The organism is Pilimelia anulata (genome assembly GCF_014647895.1).
Lineage (GTDB): Bacteria > Actinomycetota > Actinomycetes > Mycobacteriales > Micromonosporaceae > Pilimelia > Pilimelia anulata.
Genome location: NZ_BMQB01000013.1, coordinates 64,978 through 83,271, shown reverse-complemented (window position 1 = coordinate 83,271; position 18,294 = coordinate 64,978). Strand labels below are relative to the sequence as shown.

Sequence of the window (18,294 nt, the reverse complement as noted above, 5' to 3'; positions counted from 1 at the left end):
TTCGGCGGTACTCACGCCGCCACCAGCCCCGGCGCGGCGCCGGCCATGCGGCGGCGGACCGGCAGCCGGTGGCCCACGATCCACAGCCACGGAAAGTCCGGGCCGGTGCCGTCGGTGACCACCCGAACCTGCCGGCCCGACCGGGCCACCGTGACGACCCGCTCCCACCGCCGCGACGGCGTCCGCACCTCATCACCCGATCGCAGCTCCACCGCCGCACACGCCAGCCGAACCAGCGTCGTCCCGGCGGCCATCACGCCACCGCCGCCGCAGCGGCAGTGAGTGCGGCGCGGCCGGTCGGGCAGCCGTAGATCGCGCTGTGCAACAGCCGCTCGGCACCGCAGCGGCAGCGCCACACCTTGCACCCGTACCGGCAGTCCGACATCCGCACCTCGGTGTCGGTCCACCGGTAGGGCGGGCACGAACACGCCCCCAGCCGGCGCAACTGCGCGGCGACCCGCGTCACCTTGTCCTGCGCCCGCCGCAGCCGACGCCAATCCCACTCCGTCACCACATCGCGGCGGGCGATCCGGCACTCGGCGTCGACCACGTCCAACTCCGCCAGGATCAGCGGCTCCTCAGCCTCGATCGCCGCCAACTCCTCCAACGACGGCCCCTCAACCGGGACCGGGTCGGGCACGGCCACCAGCGCCAGCCGGCGGCGGCCCGTAAACTTCATCCTGTTCATCGCACATCCCTTCGATGACACACAGGCGAGCCGCCGCGCCAACGACGACCCGCCACAGCCGAACCCCGACCCGGATCGGATCGGGAGTCGCGGCAGCCCCGGCCGGTGCGCCAACACCGGCCAGGGCGCCGCCAACCTCACGCCAACGGCGCTAGGCAGAACACCAGCCAGGACAGCCCGGCCGGCTCGACTCATCAGCGCGCGCTACCCGCCTGCTCGCCCCGCTCACCCGGGACCTACCGGGGTCGACCACCACAGGTGGCTCAATGCAGGGATGCCGCAACGACGGACCCGCCGCGCTGTCTTCCTGTCGCTATGGAGATCTCAATGAACGACTGCACGCAGGCCGCTGTAGCGCACAGCGCAGCCGAAGCCACACCGCCGCCCAGCCAGCCAACGACTTTGGCGATCGCCCCCGTTGCACTTGAGGCGTCTTGTGCCACAAGCAAACACAACCACCCCTGAGGCTGTCAAGCCCCATGAGGCCGCTTGTGCCACAAGGAGCCCGCTGTTGCACTTGCGGCCCCGGCGCGGGACAGTGGTGGCATGGATGACAAGCCGCGCTATGAGCAGGTCGCGCTACGGCTTCGCGGGCGGATCTCATCGGGCGAACTGAAGCCCGGCGACCGCTTGCCGTCAGAGAATCAGCTCAGCGCAGAGATGGACGTAAGCCGCGATGTCGCCCGTAAGGGCGTATTACTGCTGGTAAACGAGGGACTTGTGGAGTCCCTGGGCCGCCAGCAGGGCTACCGCGTTCGTGATGTGCAGCCGTTGACCTACCACGCCACAAGGTCCGAGCAGGTCAGCCGACGGCGTGACGCCAAGCTCGACATCTGGATGACCGACGTCATCGAGGCCGGTCGTCGGCCGGCGATCTCGCTCAGCGTGTACATGGACACGCCGCCAAACGAGGTGGCAGAGCTGCTAGGCATGGACGCCGGCGATCAGGCGGCGGTACGGCGGCGGCTGCGGTTGGTGGACGACCAGGCATACGCGATTTCCATCGCCTACTTCCCGCCGTGGGCCGTCGCGAAGATCCCTGATCTCGCGCTGCCCATCGATCTCCAACCGGGGCCAGCCGCATTGATGGCGCAGTGCGGTCACGGGACCGCCCGCATCGTGGACCGTATTCATCTGCGGATGCCCACCCCAGAGGAACGCGACATCCTGCGGCTACCGCTTGGCGTCCCCGTAGCCGAACACGTACGCACCCCGTACGACGGAGACGGCGCCGCGTGCCGCGTCACCGTGACGACGCTGCCCGGCGACCGCTGGACGCTGGAGTACGAGGTGAACCCGAATGACGCCTGACCTGGAGATCTCCCGCGCCGAGCCGGAGGAACTACCGCTGGTGCTGGCCCTCCTTGACGAATCCGCAGCTTGGCTCCAGACCCGCGACATCGACCAGTGGCCAGTGTCATTCTCGAACGACGGTACGTGGCGTATCGACCGCATTCGGTCGTACATCGAGCACGGCGACACCTATCTCGTCCGTCGCAATGCTGACCCGATCGGCACTTTCACTTTGACGAAATCGGCAGATCCGCAGTTTGCCCACGGGTGGCCGGACGGTCCCGACTCCGGCGGCTACGTGTTCCGGATGGCGGTCAGCCGCGCGGCGGCCGGTCAGGATGTCGGCGGCCAGATCCTCGACTGGTCGGCCGCCACGGTCCGAGGCTGGGGTCGCCCTTGGCTACGGGTGGATGTGCACCGGCACAATAGGCAGCTCCAGCGGTACTACGAACGCCATGGTTTCGTCCGGGTCGGTGAGTTGACCGCACCGGACCTGACGGTACCCGGCCGCACGCGGGGGTCCGGCACGCTGATGCAGCGCAGCACGTTAGCGGAGGGGGAGCCGATGCCCGAACATAACTGGGACCCAGGCGGCACAGCCGGCGCGTACCTCGAGGCGGCACGGCTCGTGGAGTCGCTCAAGCAGGATCCCGTCCCGGACGTGGTCGACCCGTGGAATGTAGCACTCGACCAGGCCGCACGTACCCTTGCGCGCCGCGCGTGCGAGATCAAGCAGGCAAACGGAATGTACTACCGCCCGATGAACGGCAAGAGGGCGCCGTGAGCGATTCATCCAGGGAAACTATTAATCATCGCATCCGGCTCGTGGCAAGCACCGGACGAGCCGTAGGCCAGTTGCTCAGTATAAGGAACGTCAAAGCGTTTCAATTAGTGGCGGTTCGAGGAAGCCTGCTACGAACTCGATAGACTGGACAAGCGGCTAAGAGATTGAAGCGGATGTCAACTAGTACATTCCTGCACTTCGATATCTTCCCCGTGGCGGAGCATGAGGGCTACATCACCGAGATTCAGCAATGGGCCGACGAGGCAGGCGAGGCCGCGACGCGGAAGGCCCAGTCGCGCTACCTGGTCCAGGTAGCGCGACTGCGGCGGCTGCCCTACCCATGGGGATGGCCAGCAGTCGACTGCTTTGGCACCGCTAAAAAGGAAGTTCAGAGGGACCAAAATCTCCCTGGTCCAGGTCATGTAGCGTCGATTCGATTAGCTCGTCAATCTTCAATGCCTTCCGTTTTGCAAGGTCGTACAGCTCCCGCAACACTTCATTCTGAGGGGCTTCCTCGCCCCCGGACCACTCGCACTCGAGGGATGCAACACGTTGCCCTCGTGGATTCAAAAGCGCGAGCGTTACCACCTCGTCACCATCGCTGTCGATCATTGAACGTAGCGTAAAGCCTGAATTTGGACCGGAGGCCGTCACTTCAGAAGAATGGGGGGTCGTGACCCAGTCAATATGACCGGCGCGGGTTCGATCCCTCAATTTTTTTGCAAGGTCTAGTAGTCGACCCTGAACGTCCATGACGTCACTCATCCATGTCACCTTCCGGCTCATGCACGTTCTGCCCCGTCCATCTCACCAACTCATCGCACGCAGTTCCGATAGCCTCTCTAGCTTGATCACATCGCACCAAGATGCCATCCTCACTCTCTACCATCAAGGATCTCGCAGCAGAGGCTGACTGCATCACGCTGTTTTGAAGAGTCCTGAGAATTCCACGTGGTCTCGGATTTATCCGCGTCAGAATTCCATGAATCTCGTTGGCTTGAAAGCGCCAGCTTTCTAAATGACGTTTCGCTAAGTTTGGATTGTGCTCATGTATGGCTAGGTCCAATTCGAGCGAAAGCCAGCGGAGTTGCGGAACCAAGACCAAGAGTTGCCGCGCGCGGGCAGTCGCCTGCGTGCGCCTCACGGCGGCTACGACAGCCTCAGCGGCGCTCCTCGCACGGCTCGCCTCGCTCTTTGCTTCCTGTGCTTGGCGCCATGTTAGCCAGAGTCCCACCAGGGTTAGCGGAAAGCCGACCACCGTCAAGGCTGTCCCGACCCAGTCGTTCCAGCTTAGGTCCCACCACGCGGCATCCGGCGTCACATCAGCACTGTACGTGACTGCCCACAAGCGAGGAAAGCACCACGGCGCGTCATCCAGGTTCCCGGGCGGTCGGTCTCAGTTGCGGTCTCGTTCCTCGGTGTACGGGATCGTCCGACCACCACCGCCAAGTCACGGGAGCGCAGTTCACAGACGTCCGCGCATCGCCGCGAACGACGGGATCTAGTCTTGGAAAGCGTGTTGGGTTCACACCCTCACGAGTTCGAATCTCGTATCCTCCGCCAGCTAGACCAGGTAGACGCAGCAGGGCCGCCCGCGCCGGGCCGGCCCTGCTGACGCTTTCCCGCCGGTCCCCCGAACCGCAGTCGCGAGCGCCGGCCGAGGCTGAGGTCGATTGATCCGCCGGCGAGCCGAGGATCCGATTTCGGCGTTTTGCTGTCGGCCACCCGGCTACCCCGGATCGCCGAATTGCGTCCATCGGAATCGATCCGGCAAATCGCCTCATACCCTTGCGGATCGCGTACACGCCGCGGGCCGACGCGCCCATATGCCCGGATTCGCGAAGCTTCTTGCATCGAACGCGGCGCCGCCGCTCCCCCACCCCGAAAGGTCAACGGTGCAGAGCTTCCTCGCGCGCTCCCTGGTCGTCGTCGCCTCCGCGGGCACCCTCGCCGGCGTCGCCGCCACCCCGGCCGCCGCCGCCCCGACGTCCTGCCCCGTCCGCGCGTCGGTGCCGAACGTCAAGCTCACCGGCCCGGCCGCACGGAAGATCCCGATGAAGCTCACGCAGACCTGCAACGCGTGGGGCGCGCTGTGGCTGCTGCGCGACGCGACCGGCGCGTTCGACGAGACCCAGGGCGCGTACGGCGAGCTGATGGGCGGCATGATCACCTTCCCGACCGACATCATGGCCGAGCCGACCGCGCCGCTGCGGGCCGGCATCACCCAGCCGCTGCGGATCCGCGACGACGTCCCGCTGGGCACCCAGACGCTGCTCGGCTTCGCCGCGTTCGCGCCGAGCACCGACCCGGCGAACCTGGACGGCATCTCGCTGCCGATCGCGAGCACCACGTTCCGGGTGAAGGCCGGCGCGAGCGCGAAGATCACCGCTACCCGGACCGGCGGCCGGGTCACCCTGGGCGGCAAGGTCACCCGCTACACCCCCGCCGCCAACCGGTACGCCGGCTTCCGCGGTGCCGCGGTGACGATGCAGTGGCGCCCGACGAACACGAGCGCGTGGCGCAACCTGACGATGGTCCGCACCGATGCCACCGGCGCCGTACCGGCGCGCACGTGGGGCTTCTCCCGCCCCGCGCTGTTCCGGTTCACGGTCGCGGAGAACAGCGGCACCTGGTCGACGACCAGCGCGCAGGTCGGCCGCTGACCCCGGCGCCCCGCGGCCCGGCGGCCGCGGGGCGCCACCCCCTCTTCCCGAAAGGAGCGCCGTTGCGCCAGCTCGCCGCCCTCGCCCTGGCCGCCGCCGGCTGCCTCGCCGCCGTACCGGCACCGGCCGCCGCCGCGGCCACCCCCGGCGCGGGCACCGGCGTGCTCGGCTCGCGGACGGGCATCGCCGCGAGCCGGGCGGGCACGACGGTCACGGTCGCCGGGACCGTCACCCGGTACGCGCCGGCCGCCGGCCGGTACGTGGCGTGGTCCGGCGTCGGCGTGACGATCCTGACCCGGTCCCGGCCGACCGCGCCGTGGCGGGCGCTGACCCGGGTGCGCACCGACGCCGCCGGGCGCGTCCCGGCCCGGAGCTGGCACTTCTCCCGGACCACGTACCTGCGCCTGGAGGTCCTCCCGACCGACGGCGTGTGGGGTTCGGCGGCCGCCCGGCGCGTCTGAGGCGTCGGGTGCAATGTGGTTGCCCCGGCGATCGGTCCGACGATTCGGCACCTCCCCCCGCGATTCGGCGGCAGAGTCGGGGCCGGGGCCGGGAGCGCCGGCCCGCGCCGACGGGAGGAGCACCGGTGCGGTACCCGCACACCACGACGCCGCGCCGCTGGGGCGCGCTGACCGCGGCGGCGGCACTGGGCGCCGCGCTGCTGCCCGCACCGGCCCGCGCCGCGCCGGCCCCCTGCCCCGCCCGGGTGGCCGTGCCGAACGTCGCGATCGGGGCCGCCCGCAAGATCGTCCGGGCGACGCTCGCGCAGACGTGCGGGGCGGTGGACGCCTTCTGGTTCGTGTACGGCCCCGGCGGCTACGTCGGCGCCCTCGACTTCGTCCCGGCCCGGGCCGGGCGCACCCGCACGCTGGTCCTGACCGACGCGGCCCGGCCGGGCGGGTACCGGCTGCTGCGCAACGGCGCGTACGCCCCGGCGGGCGCGGTGGCGCAGGCCAACGACGCGTTCGCCGTCCGGCTCGCCGGGCGGGCCGCGCTGGTCGCCGCGCGGGGCGCGCGGGGGCGGGTGACGGTCCGCGGTACGGTCGCCGGCTACTCCCCGCGGGCCCGCGGCTTCGCCGGCCGGGCCGGGGTGCGGGTGGTGGTGGAGTACCGGGTCGCGGGCGCCTGGCGGGCGGCGCCGGCGACGCGGACGGGCGCGGGCGGGGCGATCCCGGCGCACGCGTGGACGCTGCCGGCCGGTACGGCGGTACGGGCCCGGACGACGGCGACGGCGACGCACTGGGGGACGACGGCCGCGACGGTGGCCCGGTGACCGGCTCGAAGTAAAGCGTGCTTGACACGATGTAAAAGGAGCTTTACTTTGATGGCATGACGACGATCGAGCGGCGCGCGAGCGCGAGTGACCGGCGACGCAGCCGGGCGGAGTGGCGCGACTGGTGGCCGGCGGTGCTGGCGCTGGTCCTGCTGGCGGTGATCGCCGAGGCCGGCCTGTTCGGGGCCGACGGGCGGTGGCGGGTCCCGTGGTCGCTGGCGAACCTGCTGCCGGCGGCGTGGATCGTGCGGGCGCTGGTGCGCACCGTCCGGCGGGCCGACGAGTACCAGCGGCGGGCCTGGCTCACCGCGCTGAGCGTCGGCTTCGGCGTGGTGATGACCGGCGTGTACGTGGCCGGGCTGCTGGACGCGGCCGGCGTGGGCGAGCTGCGGCAGTCCGTCCTGGTGGCGTGGATCGGCGGGCTGCTGGCCTGGATGGTCACGCTGTGGTGGCGGACCCGGCGCGCGTGAGGAACCGACTGCGCGAGCTGCGCGCCGCCCGGCGGTGGAGCCAGGCCGACCTGGCGGACCGGCTGGACGTCTCCCGGCAGACGGTGAACGCGATCGAGACGGGCCGGTACGACCCGAGCTTGCCGCTGGCCTTCGCTATCGCGGCGGTGTTCGGGGAGCGGATCGAGGAACTGTTCTTCCCTGACGCAACCACGTGATCAGCAGGGCGATCATGCAGCCGGCGGACGCCAACATCGGGCCGAACGACCGGTACTGCATCGGTATCGCAAGTACGAGAAAGCTCCGGCGTCGGTGGAGGTGGCGGCTATCAGGAGGAGACTTCCGCCGCCCGGCCGAGCAAGACCCACAGCACGGGCGGCGCCGACAGCCCGGTCGCCCAGCGGAGCAGCAGGACGATGGCGCCCAGTGCCGCAACGGCGATCGGAGCGAAGGCGGTCAGCGGCAGGGCCAGGGCGAAGAACAGGTCGAGGCGATCCAGCGGATCCAGCACCGGGCCAGCGTGCCCGAGCCGCGGGTGCGTCCGGGTACGGACGGGTCGGGCGCGGTCAGCTCGGCGACCTTGGCGAAGCCCAGGCGCTCGTAGTAGCGCTGAAGATCGTGGTTGTGGCGGTGCACGTCGATCCTCAGCCACCGCCGGCCCCAGGACCGGATCTCGTCGCCGGCCCACTCCAGCATGATCGCCCCCGGGCCCTTCCCGGCGGCGTCCCGCGCCGCCTCGGGTGCGGTCATCGCGCTCCCGGTGGGCACGACCGCCGATCGGTCGACGATGCCTGACAGCCCTTTGTGGGCAGCACCCGAACGGAATGAGGAAACGCCCGGCGACAATGTCGAAATCGCCGGGCGCCGCCCTGTTCATTGGCGGTGGTGAAGGGATTTGAACCCTTGGAGGGCGTAAACCCTCACACGCTTTCGAGGCGTGCTCCTTAGGCCGCTCGGACACACCACCGCCGCCTACGCTACCCGACCCCCCACCCCCCGGCGCGCTGGCCCCCCGCAAACCGCCCCCGCCTGGCAGGATCGCCGCATGAGTACGCACATCGGCGCCGCCCCCGGCGACATCGCCCCCCGGGTCCTCCTCCCCGGCGACCCGCAGCGGGCCAAGTGGATCGCCGAGACCTTCCTGTCCGACGCCGTGTGCTACTCGACCGTCCGCGGGATGCTGGGATTCACCGGGCGGTACCGGGGCGAGCCCGTCTCGGTGCAGGGCTCCGGCATGGGCATGCCGTCGGCGGCGATCTACGCCCGGGAGCTGCTCGACGAGTACGGCGTCACGACGATCCTGCGGGTGGGGAGCTGCGGCGCGATCCGCGACGACCTGGCCGTGCGGGACGTGGTGGCCGCGAGCGGTTCCGCGACGGACTCGCAGATGAACCGGGTGCGCTTCGACGGGTTGGTCGACTACGCGCCGGTGGCGGACTTCGGGCTGCTGCGGGCGGCTGTCGACGCGGCGGCGGCGCGCGGGGTGGCGCTGCGGGTGGGGCCGGTGTTCGCCACGGACGCGTTCTACAGCGACCGGGCGGACCTGTACGGGCGGCTGGCGGCGTACGGGGTGCTGGCGGTGGAGATGGAGTCGGCGGCGCTGTACACCGAGGCGGCGCGGGCCGGGGCGCGGGCGCTGACGCTGCTGACGGTGAGCGACCACCTGCCGCGCGGCGAGCACATGACGGCGGACGAGCGGGAGCGGTCGTTCACCGACATGGTGGCGGTCGCCCTGGACGCCGCCCTCACCTGAGCCCGCACCCCGGACCGGCGGCAGCGCCGGTCAGCTCGTCGGGGGGCGGCCGAAGAAGTCGCGCAGCAGGGTCGCCGAGTCGCCGGCCAGGACGCCGGGGTACACCTCGGGGCGGTGGTTGTGCCGCGGGTCGCGCAGCACGTCGTACAGCGAGCCCGCCGCCCCGGTCTTCGGCTCCCACGCGCCGAACACCACCACCGCCAGCCGGGACAGCACGATCGCCCCGGCGCACATCGTGCACGGTTCGAGGGTGACCACCAGGGTGCAGCCGTCGAGGTGCCAGTTCCCCAGCGCGGCGGCGGCGCGGCGCAGGGCGAGGAGTTCGGCGTGGGCGGTGGGGTCGGCGCGGCGCTCGCGCTCGTTGCGGCCGGTGGCCAGCTCGGTGCCGGTCGGGCCGTACACGACGGCGCCGACCGGGATGTCGGCGGCGATGGTGTGCTCGTCCGCGGGGGGCGGGGCGGCGACGGACAGGGCGCGGCGCATCCACTGCTCGTGCCGGGCGCGGCGCAGCGGGGCGGCGCTCACGGCGCTCACGCCTCGCGCAGCTCGTCGACCTCGTCGGCGCAGCCGATGGAGTGGCTGACCTTGGCGGTCACGTCGGCGGGGAGCATGCCGTCGTGGGCGCAGAGGGCGAGGAGCTGGTGCGAGCTGACGCCGAGGTCGGCGAGCAGGTCGGCGTCGCCGACCGGGTCGACGTCGGGCTCGACCGCGCGGGGGGCGTCCTCGTCGGGGCCGGCGGGCTCGGCCGCCTCGTCCAGGTCGAGGGCGGGGACCTCGACGTCGCCGAGCAGCAGGGCGCCGAGCCGGGATTCGGCGGCGAAGACGGAGTCCGAGCCGAACACCCGGAGGTCCTCGCCCTCGTCCAGCCGCATGATCACCAGGTACGCGTCGTCGGACTCGACGAACAGCAGGGACAGGTCGGCGTCGGGGTCGACGTCGCGCAGGCGGTCGGCGACGTCCTCGACGTCGGAGACCCCGGACAGGCTCAGCTCAGCCGCCCACCACTTTTCCTTCCGGCGGACCGCCGCAGCAGCGAAGTACGACACCACACCCCCAACCGATTTGCGGCAACCGCCGGCATCAACGACCGTACCGGCCACGGATGACGGGACGGCGCAACCCTCGCAGGGTGACGCTAGTGGCTGTCGGGCGCGGTGCGGCGCGCAACGCCGGGAATCCCGTCGGGTGAAGCCGGCCGGGTCAGCCGACCAGCCGGCGGCGGGCCGCGATCAGGTTGTTGACCCGGCTGGCCCGGACCCGCCGGGGCGCCGGCAGGTCGCGCACGCTCCGCGCGCCCGCCAGCTCGGCGAGCAGCTTCAGCCGCCGGCGGTGACGGTCCGGATCGGGGCGCTCCAACGTCCATGCCATGTGGGGAGCGTGCCGATTGGGCCCGTCCACCGTCAAGTCACGGCGCCGCACTCGTCCGGGTGGGCGCAATCGGTCGAACGGTCATCCCTTATCGGTCACAAGTACGACACTCTGCGTGATGACACGCTGGTCATCCGCCGGTGATCCAGCCGTTGAGGACGGCGATCGCGCCGCCCAGGGCCAGCCCGACGGCGGTGCCGACGGCCACCCCGCGGTCGCCGGACCGGGTGAGGCCGATCGTCGCAGCCGCGCCCAGCAGCCAGCCGATCGCTACCCCCGTCCGGGGTCCCACGGACGGGGGTGTGTGGGTCAGCCACAGCCACAGCCAGAACATCCCGGCCGCGGCGCCGCCGAGCGCGCTCGGCAGCCGCACCGGGTGCGGTTCGCGGTACCCGTCGGTCAACCCGCCCTCCCGAAAATGCCGGACGGGCCCAGGATGACACGCGCGCGTGCCGTCCGGGGCCCGTCCGGGCGCAGGTCGCGGCGACCCGGTTCCGGCGCCGCGGGTCCGCTGGGGGAACCGGCCGCAGGTCCGCCAGGGGACCCGGCCGCGGGTCCGCTGGGGGAACCCAGCCGCAGTTCCGCTAGGGGAACTGGGCGAACCGCTGGTGCTTGGCCCCGTTGATCACGGTGAAGGCACCGGCCACGGCGAGCCGGTCGCGACTGGCCTGGGCGCTGAGCGCGTTCACGCCGATGATCCCGTTGCCGTGGGCGACCCAGTTGGTGAGCTGGCCGTCCTCGCCGGCCGCGCCGAGCTTCACCCGCGGGACCTCGCCGTCCACGCAGTCGCCGTTGCTGCTGGACACCCGGGTGGTCCGGCAGACGTTGTCGAAGTGCCCGCCGAAGTAGACCGTGCCGTTGCTGACGCCGACGGCCTGCGCGTCGCCGTCGGTGGTCAGGCCCCAGCGGGGGGTGCCGCCGAAGCTGTACGCGGCGATGGTGCCGCCCGGGCCGCCGTGCGCGGCGTAGACGCCGAGGGTGCCGACGGCGATGCTGTACGCGACGTACTTCGCGCCGGACCGGAACGTCGGGTCGACCGTGCCGGTGCCGGGGCTGACCACGGCCATCCGCAGCGTGCCGCCGGTGCCGTTGATCCGGTGGAAGCTGCCGCCCAGGTACACCCGGCCGCCCTCGACGACCATCGTGTGCACGGTGTCGTCGGCGCTCGGGGTCCAGTCCGGGTCGAGCGCGGCGGTGACCGGGTCGACGGCGGCGAGCCGGGTCCGCTCGCGGCCGTTGACCGCGCCGAAGGTGCCGCCGAGGTACAGCTTGTTGTTCGCCACGGCGAGCGCGTACGGCTGGCCGGCGACGTTGGGGCGGAAGTCGCCGGCGACGGCGCCGCTGTCGGCGTCGAGCCGGACCAGGCCGTCGCGGTTCAGGCCGTCGACGGCGGAGAACGCGCCGCCGGCGTAGATCGAGCCGTTGGCGGCGGTCAGCGCCCGGACCCGGCCGTTCGCGTCGGGGTGCCACGGCTTGAGCGCGCCGGTGTCGGCGTCGATGGCGGCCAGCCGGGTGCGCTTGTACTTGGTCTTGCCGACCCGCACCTCGGTGAAGTCGCCGCCCACGTACACCGTGTCGCCGGCGTGCACGACGGCGTGGATGCTGCCGTTGAAGTCGGGCGTGTTGCTCATCGGCGTGGCGGAGACCAGGGCCATCGCCGGGGCCGCGGGCAGGGCTACCAGGAGCGCTGCGCCGCACGCGACCGCTGACCGCAGAAACGGACTATTCAGGAGCGGGCGCACAGTCAGGCTGTTCATCACCGATAAACCGTAAGCCGACCAAACCGCTCTAAGTGGATGAAACACGGAAGACGCAGGCGGTACTGGTGGGAATATTTGCCTTTTTTAGCTAGTTATCAGGACGAATCTGGCGGACGGGTGAGCCGGACTCCGCCGATCCGCCGACCCTAGGCTGGGGGCCATGCGGGATCCGATCGCGGACCTCCGGGAGATCGCCTTCCTCCTGGAGCGGGCCAACGAGGCGACGTACCGGGTGAAGGCGTTCCGCTCGGCGGCCGCCGCCCTCGGCGGGCTGGACCCCGGCGAGCTGGCCGCCCGGTCCGCCGCCGGCACGCTCACCGAGCTGCCCGGCGTCGGCGACGTCACCGCCCGCTGCGTGGGCGAGTCGCTGGCCGGCGAGGTGCCGGTGTACCTGCGCCGGCTGCACGCCACCGAGGGGACGCCGCCGGACGAGGCCGCCGCCGCCCTCCGGGCGGCCCTGCGCGGCGACTGCCACCTGCACTCGGACTGGTCCGACGGCGGCTCGCCGATCGAGGAGATGGCACTGGCCGCGGTCGGGCTCGGCCACGAGTACCTGGTGCTCACCGACCACTCCCCCCGGCTCACCGTCGCCCGCGGCCTGACCGCCGACCGGCTGCGCCGGCAGCTCGACCACGTCGCCGCCCTGAACGCCCAGCTCCCGGACGGCTTCCGGATCCTCACCGGGATCGAGGTCGACATCCTCGCCGACGGGTCGCTGGATCAGTCCGACGAATTGCTCGCCCGGCTGGACGTGGTCGTCGGCTCGGTCCACAGCGGACTGCGCGACCCGAGCGAGAAGATGACCGCGCGCCTGCTGGCCGCGGTCGCCAACCCGCACCTGGACATCCTCGGCCACTGCACCGGCCGCAAGGTCAGCGCCGCCGACGCCGGGCTCGCCGGGTCCGGCGACCGCGGGCACCGGGCCGGGCGGACCCGGCCGCCGAGCGAGTTCGACGCCGCGGCGGTGTTCGCCGCCTGCGCCGCGCACGACAAGGCCGTCGAGATCAACTCCCGGCCGGACCGGCTGGACCCGCCCAAGCGGCTGCTCCGGCTCGCGGTGGAGGCCGGCTGCCGGTTCGCCATCGACACCGACGCGCACGCGCCGGGGCAGCTCGACTGGCTGCCGTACGGGGTGCAGCGGGCCGTGGCCTGCGGCGTCACCCCGGACCGGGTGGTCAACACGCTGCCGGCCGACGACCTGGTGGCCTGGGCGGCGGGCCACGCCTGACCGCCCCGCGCCGGACGCCGGGGGCGCGCGGACGCGCCGGAGCGCCGGCGGGGGCGCGGGCGCGCCCGGCCGGCGGTCAGGTCGCGCGGCGGCGCGGGCCGAACAGCAGGCCCTGGGAGACCGCCACGCCCAGCAGGACCAGGAGGCCGCCGACCGGCTGGTTCCAGTCCACGTGCTCGTCCAGCACCAGCGCGCCGAGCAGCACCGCCACCACCGGCATCACGTACGTGACCGAGGCGCCCGTGGTCACCCCGCCGAGCTTGATCACCCGGAAGTGCAGGACGAACGCCAGCCCGGTGCCCAGCGCGCCCAGCGCCAGCACGCTGCCCAGCACCGGCGCGGACAGCCCCGCCGGGGACGGCGGCGCCCCGGCCACCAGCGGCGCGACGACGGCCAGCAGCGCCGTCGCCATGATCAGGTTCCCGGCCGGGACCGCCACGCCGCCGCCGGGCACGTCGGTGAGGAACCGGCGCTGGTACGGGATCACCACCGCGTAGCAGACGGCCGCGCCGAAGCACATGAGCTGGCCGGTCAGCGCGCTGCCGCCGATCCCCCGCCACGCCCCGAGCACCACCAGCACGCCGGCGAAGCCGAGCAGGACGCCGACCAACCGGCGGGCGGTCAGCTTCTCGGTCCGGAACGCGAGCACCGCCAGCGGCAGCGCCACCAGCGGGGTGGTGGCGTTCCAGATGCCGGCCAGGACGGACGAGACGCGCTGCTCGCCGTACCCGAACAGGGTGAACGGCAGCGCCACCCCGATCGCCCCGACGAACGCCATATGCCCCCAGGTGGCGGCCCGGCGCGGAAGTCGCCCGCCCGTCACTTTCAGCACCATCAGCACGGTGATCGCGCCGGTGGCGACCCGGCCCAGGGTCACGTACAGCGGGTGCAGCTCGCGGATCGCCACCTCGATGAAGAGGAAGCTGGCCCCCCAGATGAGGGCCACGAGCAGGAACGCCGGCAGCCACGCCCCGACCCCCGGGGCCGGGTCCGGCGCGGTCCCCGCGGCCAGCCCGTCGTCGGCGGTCCGGGCTGCGCAGAGGGCGTCCGGCAGCGGCTCGGCGTCGCCGCCGGCCGGGGCTGCCGGGGCAGGGGTGGTGTCAGGAGCGGTTTCGCGGTTCACCACTGACATGCTGCCCCGGGCCGCCGGCCGCTGTCACGCGGTTTGTGGTGGGCCCGACACCGGCCGAACGGCTGATGGCGTGCCCCCCGCCCGGCCGGCCGCTCCCGTAGGGTCGCGGCGTGGGACACATTGACGAGATCGCCAACCGGTACGTCGACGAGTGGGCCGAGCTGGATCCGATCGGCGCGACGTACTGCGGCCTGGCCGGGCACGACGACCGGCTGACCGACCTCTCCCGGGACGGCTACGCCGCCCGGGACGCGCACACCCGCCGGACGCTGGCCGCGCTGGCCGCCGTCACCCCGGCCACCGAGACCGAGCGGGTCGCCGCCGACGCCATGACCGAGCGGCTCACCGTCGCCGTGCTGCGCCAGGACGCCGGCCAGCTCGCCAGCCAGATGAACGTCATCGCCAGCGGCCTGCACCAGACCCTGTCGGTGTTCGACCTCATGCCCACCGAGGGCGAGCCGGCGGTGGCGAACATCGTCGCCCGGCTGCGCGCGGTCCCGGCGACGCTGGCGGCGTTCCAGACCACGCTGCTGGCCGAGGCCGCCGACGGGCACGTCGCCGCCCGGGCGCAGATCCTCGAGGTGGCCCAGCAGTGCGCCACCTGGACCGACCCGTCCGCCGACGACCTGTTCCCCGGCCTGGCCCGGCGGCTGGCCGCGACCGGCGGCCTGCGCGCCGACCTGGACGCCGCCGCGATCGACGCGACCGCCGCGACCGCGGCGTTCGGCCGGTTCCTCCGCGAGGAGCTGGCCCCGCGCGGGCGGGCCGACCAGGCGTGGGGGCGGGAGGCGTACGCGGTGGCGTCGCGCTACTTCCTCGGCGCCGAGATCGACCTGGACGAGACGTACGCCTGGGGCTTCCACGAGCTGGCCCGGATCGAGGCCGAGATGCGCGCGGTGGCCGCGGAGATCGCCGGCCCGGGCGCCACGGTCGACGAGGCCGTCCGGGCGCTGGACGCCGACCCGGCCCGCACCATCGAGGGCAAGGAGGCGTTCCGGGACTGGATGCAGGTCATCGCCGACAAGGCGATCAGCGAGTTGCAGGGCACCCACTTCGACATCCCGGAGCAGGTCCGGACCATCGAGTGCTGCCTCGCCCCGACCAGCGACGGCGCGATCTACTACACCGGCCCCAGCGAGGACTTCAGCCGCCCCGGCCGGATGTGGTGGGCGGTGCCGCAGGGCATCACCTCGTTCTCCACCTGGCGCGAGGTCACCACCGTGTACCACGAGGGCGTGCCGGGCCACCACCTGCAGATCGGGCAGACCGCGGTCCGGGCCGAGCTGCTCAACCGGTGGCAGCGCAAGCTCTCCTGGTGCTCCGGGCACGGCGAGGGCTGGGCCCTGTACGCCGAGCGGCTGATGGAGGACCTGGGCTACCTCGCCGACCCGGGCGAGCGCCTCGGCATGCTGGACGGGCAGGCGTTCCGGGCCGCCCGGGTGATCGTCGACATCGGCGTGCACCTGGGCCTGGCGATCCCCGCGGACAACCCGTTCGGGTTCGCCCCCGGCGAGCGGTGGACCCCGCGGCTGGCCTGGGACTTCCTGCGGGCGCACTGCCGGCTGGCGGACGAGAACCTGCGGTTCGAGCTGAACCGGTACCTCGGCTGGGCCGGGCAGGCGCCGTCGTACAAGGTCGGCGAGCGGATCTGGCTGGCCGCCCGGGACGAGGCGCGGGCGCGCAAGGGCGCGGCGTTCGACCTGCGCACGTTCCACCGGGACGCGCTCAACCTCGGCTCGCTCGGCCTGGACCCGATGCAGCGGGCGATGGCCCGGCTGTAGTCCCCGCGCGCTACCGCTCGTGCCGGACCGACAGGGCCGGCAGGATCACCCGGTCGCTCTCGATCAGCACCACGTCCAGCGCGGGCGTGCGCAGCGAGATCCCCTTGAGGGCGGCCGGCGGGGGCGCGGCCGGGCTGTACTCCACCCGTACGCCGGCCATCGAGCCGGCCAGCCGGGTCGCGTACAGCTCGACGTCGCCCTCGACCATCAGCGCGCCGCCGGTGACCACGGCCGCGCCGTGCGGGCCGCGCAGCCGCAGCTCGACGTCCGTGGCGGTGGTGCTGTCCATGGTGAAGCGCAGCGCCCGGATGGTGCCGGCGTGCATGGGCAGCTCGACCACGCCCGCGTACGACAGGCCGGCCATGTCGACCGCGCCGCCGGTCAGCCGGACCTGCTGGCCGGCGACCGGCTCCTGCCCGGCCGGCGGGGTGACGGTGACGACCGGGCCCGGCCGCAGGTCGTCGGGGCTGCACTCGCGCTCGCGCAGCCGGCGGTCCTCGGCGCTGCCCGGCGACGGGCGGATCGGGGCGGGGGTGCGCTCGGCGTCCTCGGTGGCGTCGCCCGCGGCGATGACGCCGGGCGGGCAGGGTACGGCGAGCGCGGGCCGGGCCGCGGGCGGCGCGAGCACCGCCGCCGACACGGCGAGCAGGGTCAGCGCGGTCGCCGGCCGGACCTGCTCGCGGGCCCGGTGCCGGGCCGGGGCCGCGACGGCGACGCCGGGGGTCCAGCCGGCGGTCAGCGCGGCGCCGACGACGCCGAGCAGCGTGCCGACGAAGAAGCCGCCGAGGTTGAGCCCGACCAGCGCGTACAGCGCGACCCCGCCGCCGAGCACCGCCCACAGCAGGTGCCGCCGGGGCGCGAACCAGGTCAGCAGCCCGGCGCCGAGCAGCGCGGCGGGGACGAGCCAGGCGGCCAGGCCCGCGGTACCGCGCTCCAGCAGCAGGCCGGGGACCGTGAGCTGCGCGGTCGCGGCGACCCACCCGCCGGCCAGCAGCAGGAACAGCCCGCCGGCCACCGGGCGGCGGTGCCGCCAGCGCGTGCACTCCTCCATCGTGGCCACCCGCCCTAGAAGCACTCGCGCTCGGCGCCGAGGCCGAGGCGGACGTCGAGGCCGTTGAGCCGGAAGCTCCCGGCGCTGCTGGCGCGGGCGACCTGGCGCAGGTCGGTGATGACGACCCGGTCGGCGGACTGGCCGAGCGAGCCGGGGGCGACCGAGCCGAGGTCGCCCGCGTCCCGGCCGACGGCGACGCCGTCGAGGGTGGCCCGGCCGGCGAGCGCGGCCAGGTCGATCGTCAGGTCGCGGGCGGTGACGGGCTCGCCGCGGCCGGACCGGGCGGAGAGGACCAGCGGCAGGCCGGGGACGCGCAGGGACTGGCAGAGGTCGTACAGCCGGGCCTCGCCGATGGTGGCGACCGTGCCGGGGGTGGTGCCGTCGCCGTACTGGACGACCCGGTCGCCCTCCAGCCGGGCGGCGGAGATCTTCACCGGCTGGCCGGCCTGGGCCAGCGAGGCGGCCACCCGGCCGTCGGACACGGCGTACGTGAGCCCGGCGGCGGCGGCCAGGCCGAGGACGGCGACGAGGAGGACGCGGCCCGGCCGGAGGCGGCCCCTGGCCGGGGCGCGGCCGGTCCGGCCGCCGGGTCCCGGGGTGCCGTTCGCGGGGGTCCGGGCGGGGGCGGTCCGGCTCGGCCCCCGGCCGTACCCGCCGCCCTCGGGGGCCGCGTGGCGGGCGGCCCGCGGGGTCGGCGCGGGGTGGCCGGGGTTGGCCGGGGCCCGGCCGGGGTGGCTGTGCGGCGGGTGGCCGCCGTGCTCGGCCGGCCGGGGCGGGTGGCCGGGGTTGGTGCGGGTGGGGTGGTGGGGGCGGGTGGGGCGGCCGCTGGGGTGTGGCATGGGGGCCTCCTCATGGACGTCGGTGAATCGTCCTCCCGCGGGGAAATCGATCCTGCCCGCTGTCGGCGCCCGGCGGCACCACCGGCGGTGCGGCGCCCGGTCGTACGAACGAGGCACCCGCCCGGTTCACCGCCGAACGGACGGACCGGTTGGCCGACGGGAACTGCCCGGCTCCGCCGGGGAGGGCGCAGCGGGTGATCATTGGGGCGATTCGCCCTGCCGGGCGGGCCGG

Annotated in this window: 23 protein-coding genes and 1 tRNA gene; 10 read left to right on the top strand and 14 right to left on the bottom strand. The window is 73.1% G+C overall.

Annotated elements, in window-relative coordinates:
- Positions 1–11 precede the first annotated feature (11 nt).
- Together IEY94_RS21925 and IEY94_RS21920 are read right to left on the bottom strand one after the other, a co-directional pair.
- The gene (locus tag IEY94_RS21925) at positions 12–254 is read right to left on the bottom strand and encodes a hypothetical protein (RefSeq protein ID WP_189172131.1); all 243 of its coding nucleotides are present in this window, start codon (positions 252–254) and stop codon (positions 12–14) included.
- Complete coding sequence (locus IEY94_RS21920) at positions 254–688, bottom strand: DUF6284 family protein (RefSeq protein ID WP_229784341.1); 435 nt, start codon at positions 686–688, stop codon at positions 254–256. Before IEY94_RS21920 ends, IEY94_RS21925 begins: the two co-directional genes overlap by 1 nt.
- Before the next feature lie 546 nt (positions 689–1,234).
- Between IEY94_RS21920 and IEY94_RS21915 the strand changes: the two genes are divergently transcribed.
- On the top strand, positions 1,235–1,999 hold the full coding sequence (locus tag IEY94_RS21915) for a GntR family transcriptional regulator (protein WP_189172130.1): 765 nt from the start codon (positions 1,235–1,237) through the stop codon (positions 1,997–1,999).
- Positions 1,989–2,765: a GNAT family N-acetyltransferase gene (locus tag IEY94_RS21910; protein WP_189172129.1), complete on the top strand. Its 777-nt coding sequence runs from the start codon at positions 1,989–1,991 to the stop codon at positions 2,763–2,765. Before IEY94_RS21915 ends, IEY94_RS21910 begins: the two co-directional genes overlap by 11 nt.
- Before the next feature lie 375 nt (positions 2,766–3,140).
- On the opposite strand, the gene IEY94_RS21905 is transcribed toward IEY94_RS21910, so the two are convergent.
- Positions 3,141–3,530, bottom strand: coding sequence for a hypothetical protein (locus IEY94_RS21905; RefSeq protein WP_189172128.1), 390 nt, complete (start codon positions 3,528–3,530; stop codon positions 3,141–3,143).
- Between the two features lie 1,130 nt (positions 3,531–4,660).
- Here IEY94_RS21905 and IEY94_RS21900 point away from each other — a divergent pair.
- The 5 genes from IEY94_RS21900 (at position 4,661) to IEY94_RS21880 (ending at position 7,368) form a co-directional block, all read left to right on the top strand.
- Positions 4,661–5,428 carry a hypothetical protein gene (locus tag IEY94_RS21900; RefSeq protein ID WP_189172127.1) on the top strand — a complete coding sequence of 256 codons (768 nt, stop codon included), beginning with the start codon at positions 4,661–4,663 and terminating at the stop codon, positions 5,426–5,428.
- 62 nt (positions 5,429–5,490) lie between these two features.
- Positions 5,491–5,889, top strand: a complete 399-nt coding sequence (locus tag IEY94_RS21895) for a hypothetical protein (RefSeq protein WP_189172126.1) — start codon at positions 5,491–5,493, stop codon at positions 5,887–5,889.
- Positions 5,890–6,014: 125 nt separating this feature from the next.
- On the top strand, positions 6,015–6,701 hold the full coding sequence (locus tag IEY94_RS21890) for a hypothetical protein (RefSeq protein ID WP_189172125.1): 687 nt from the start codon (positions 6,015–6,017) through the stop codon (positions 6,699–6,701).
- A gap of 56 nt (positions 6,702–6,757) precedes the next feature.
- Positions 6,758–7,171: a hypothetical protein gene (locus IEY94_RS21885; RefSeq protein WP_189172124.1), complete on the top strand. Its 414-nt coding sequence runs from the start codon at positions 6,758–6,760 to the stop codon at positions 7,169–7,171.
- The gene (locus tag IEY94_RS21880; protein WP_189172123.1) at positions 7,168–7,368 is read left to right on the top strand and encodes a helix-turn-helix transcriptional regulator; all 201 of its coding nucleotides are present in this window, start codon (positions 7,168–7,170) and stop codon (positions 7,366–7,368) included. The genes IEY94_RS21885 and IEY94_RS21880 overlap by 4 nt, the downstream gene beginning before the upstream one ends.
- Positions 7,369–7,478: 110 nt before the next feature.
- Here the strand turns inward: IEY94_RS21880 and IEY94_RS21875 are convergent, their stop codons facing one another.
- The 3 genes from IEY94_RS21875 to IEY94_RS21865 all read right to left on the bottom strand — a co-directional run bounded on the left by IEY94_RS21875 (position 7,479) and on the right by IEY94_RS21865 (position 8,117).
- Complete coding sequence (locus IEY94_RS21875) at positions 7,479–7,661, bottom strand: hypothetical protein (RefSeq protein ID WP_189172122.1); 183 nt, start codon at positions 7,659–7,661, stop codon at positions 7,479–7,481.
- Positions 7,607–7,900, bottom strand: a complete 294-nt coding sequence (locus IEY94_RS21870; RefSeq protein WP_189172121.1) for a GNAT family N-acetyltransferase — start codon at positions 7,898–7,900, stop codon at positions 7,607–7,609. Before IEY94_RS21870 ends, IEY94_RS21875 begins: the two co-directional genes overlap by 55 nt.
- Positions 7,901–8,027: 127 nt before the next feature.
- A tRNA-Ser gene (locus IEY94_RS21865) sits at positions 8,028–8,117 on the bottom strand.
- Between the two features lie 78 nt (positions 8,118–8,195).
- Here IEY94_RS21865 and deoD point away from each other — a divergent pair.
- Positions 8,196–8,903: a purine-nucleoside phosphorylase gene (gene deoD / locus IEY94_RS21860; protein WP_189172120.1), complete on the top strand. Its 708-nt coding sequence runs from the start codon at positions 8,196–8,198 to the stop codon at positions 8,901–8,903.
- Positions 8,904–8,933: 30 nt separating this feature from the next.
- Here deoD and IEY94_RS21855 read toward each other — a convergent pair whose 3' ends face one another.
- From IEY94_RS21855 to IEY94_RS21835, 5 genes are all read right to left on the bottom strand, one after another.
- Complete coding sequence (locus tag IEY94_RS21855; RefSeq protein WP_189172182.1) at positions 8,934–9,386, bottom strand: nucleoside deaminase; 453 nt, start codon at positions 9,384–9,386, stop codon at positions 8,934–8,936.
- Between the two features lie 47 nt (positions 9,387–9,433).
- Positions 9,434–9,949: a tRNA adenosine deaminase-associated protein gene (locus tag IEY94_RS21850; RefSeq protein WP_189172181.1), complete on the bottom strand. Its 516-nt coding sequence runs from the start codon at positions 9,947–9,949 to the stop codon at positions 9,434–9,436.
- A gap of 154 nt (positions 9,950–10,103) precedes the next feature.
- The gene (locus tag IEY94_RS21845; RefSeq protein WP_189172119.1) at positions 10,104–10,271 is read right to left on the bottom strand and encodes a hypothetical protein; all 168 of its coding nucleotides are present in this window, start codon (positions 10,269–10,271) and stop codon (positions 10,104–10,106) included.
- Positions 10,272–10,401: 130 nt separating this feature from the next.
- The gene (locus tag IEY94_RS21840) at positions 10,402–10,674 is read right to left on the bottom strand and encodes a hypothetical protein (RefSeq protein WP_189172118.1); all 273 of its coding nucleotides are present in this window, start codon (positions 10,672–10,674) and stop codon (positions 10,402–10,404) included.
- Between the two features lie 181 nt (positions 10,675–10,855).
- Positions 10,856–11,902 carry a hypothetical protein gene (locus IEY94_RS21835; RefSeq protein ID WP_189172117.1) on the bottom strand — a complete coding sequence of 349 codons (1,047 nt, stop codon included), beginning with the start codon at positions 11,900–11,902 and terminating at the stop codon, positions 10,856–10,858.
- Between the two features lie 289 nt (positions 11,903–12,191).
- Between IEY94_RS21835 and IEY94_RS21830 the strand changes: the two genes are divergently transcribed.
- On the top strand, positions 12,192–13,259 hold the full coding sequence (locus IEY94_RS21830) for a PHP domain-containing protein (protein WP_189172116.1): 1,068 nt from the start codon (positions 12,192–12,194) through the stop codon (positions 13,257–13,259).
- A 76-nt stretch (positions 13,260–13,335) separates the two neighbouring features.
- Here IEY94_RS21830 and IEY94_RS21825 read toward each other — a convergent pair whose 3' ends face one another.
- Positions 13,336–14,382 (bottom strand): DMT family transporter, encoded by a 1,047-nt coding sequence (locus IEY94_RS21825; protein WP_373291350.1) that lies wholly within the window; start codon positions 14,380–14,382, stop codon positions 13,336–13,338.
- 119 nt (positions 14,383–14,501) lie between these two features.
- On the opposite strand from IEY94_RS21825, the gene IEY94_RS21820 reads away from it, so the two are divergent.
- Positions 14,502–16,172: a DUF885 domain-containing protein gene (locus IEY94_RS21820; RefSeq protein WP_189172115.1), complete on the top strand. Its 1,671-nt coding sequence runs from the start codon at positions 14,502–14,504 to the stop codon at positions 16,170–16,172.
- Positions 16,173–16,182: 10 nt separating this feature from the next.
- Here the strand turns inward: IEY94_RS21820 and IEY94_RS21815 are convergent, their stop codons facing one another.
- A complete protein-coding gene (locus IEY94_RS21815; RefSeq protein ID WP_189172114.1) occupies positions 16,183–17,223 on the bottom strand; it encodes a DUF6114 domain-containing protein in 1,041 nt (346 codons plus the stop codon).
- Positions 17,224–17,237: 14 nt separating this feature from the next.
- Entirely contained in the window at positions 17,238–18,062 is an 825-nt protein-coding gene (locus IEY94_RS21810) for a DUF6230 family protein (protein WP_189172113.1), read from the bottom strand.
- Between the last annotated feature and the right edge of the window lie 232 nt (positions 18,063–18,294).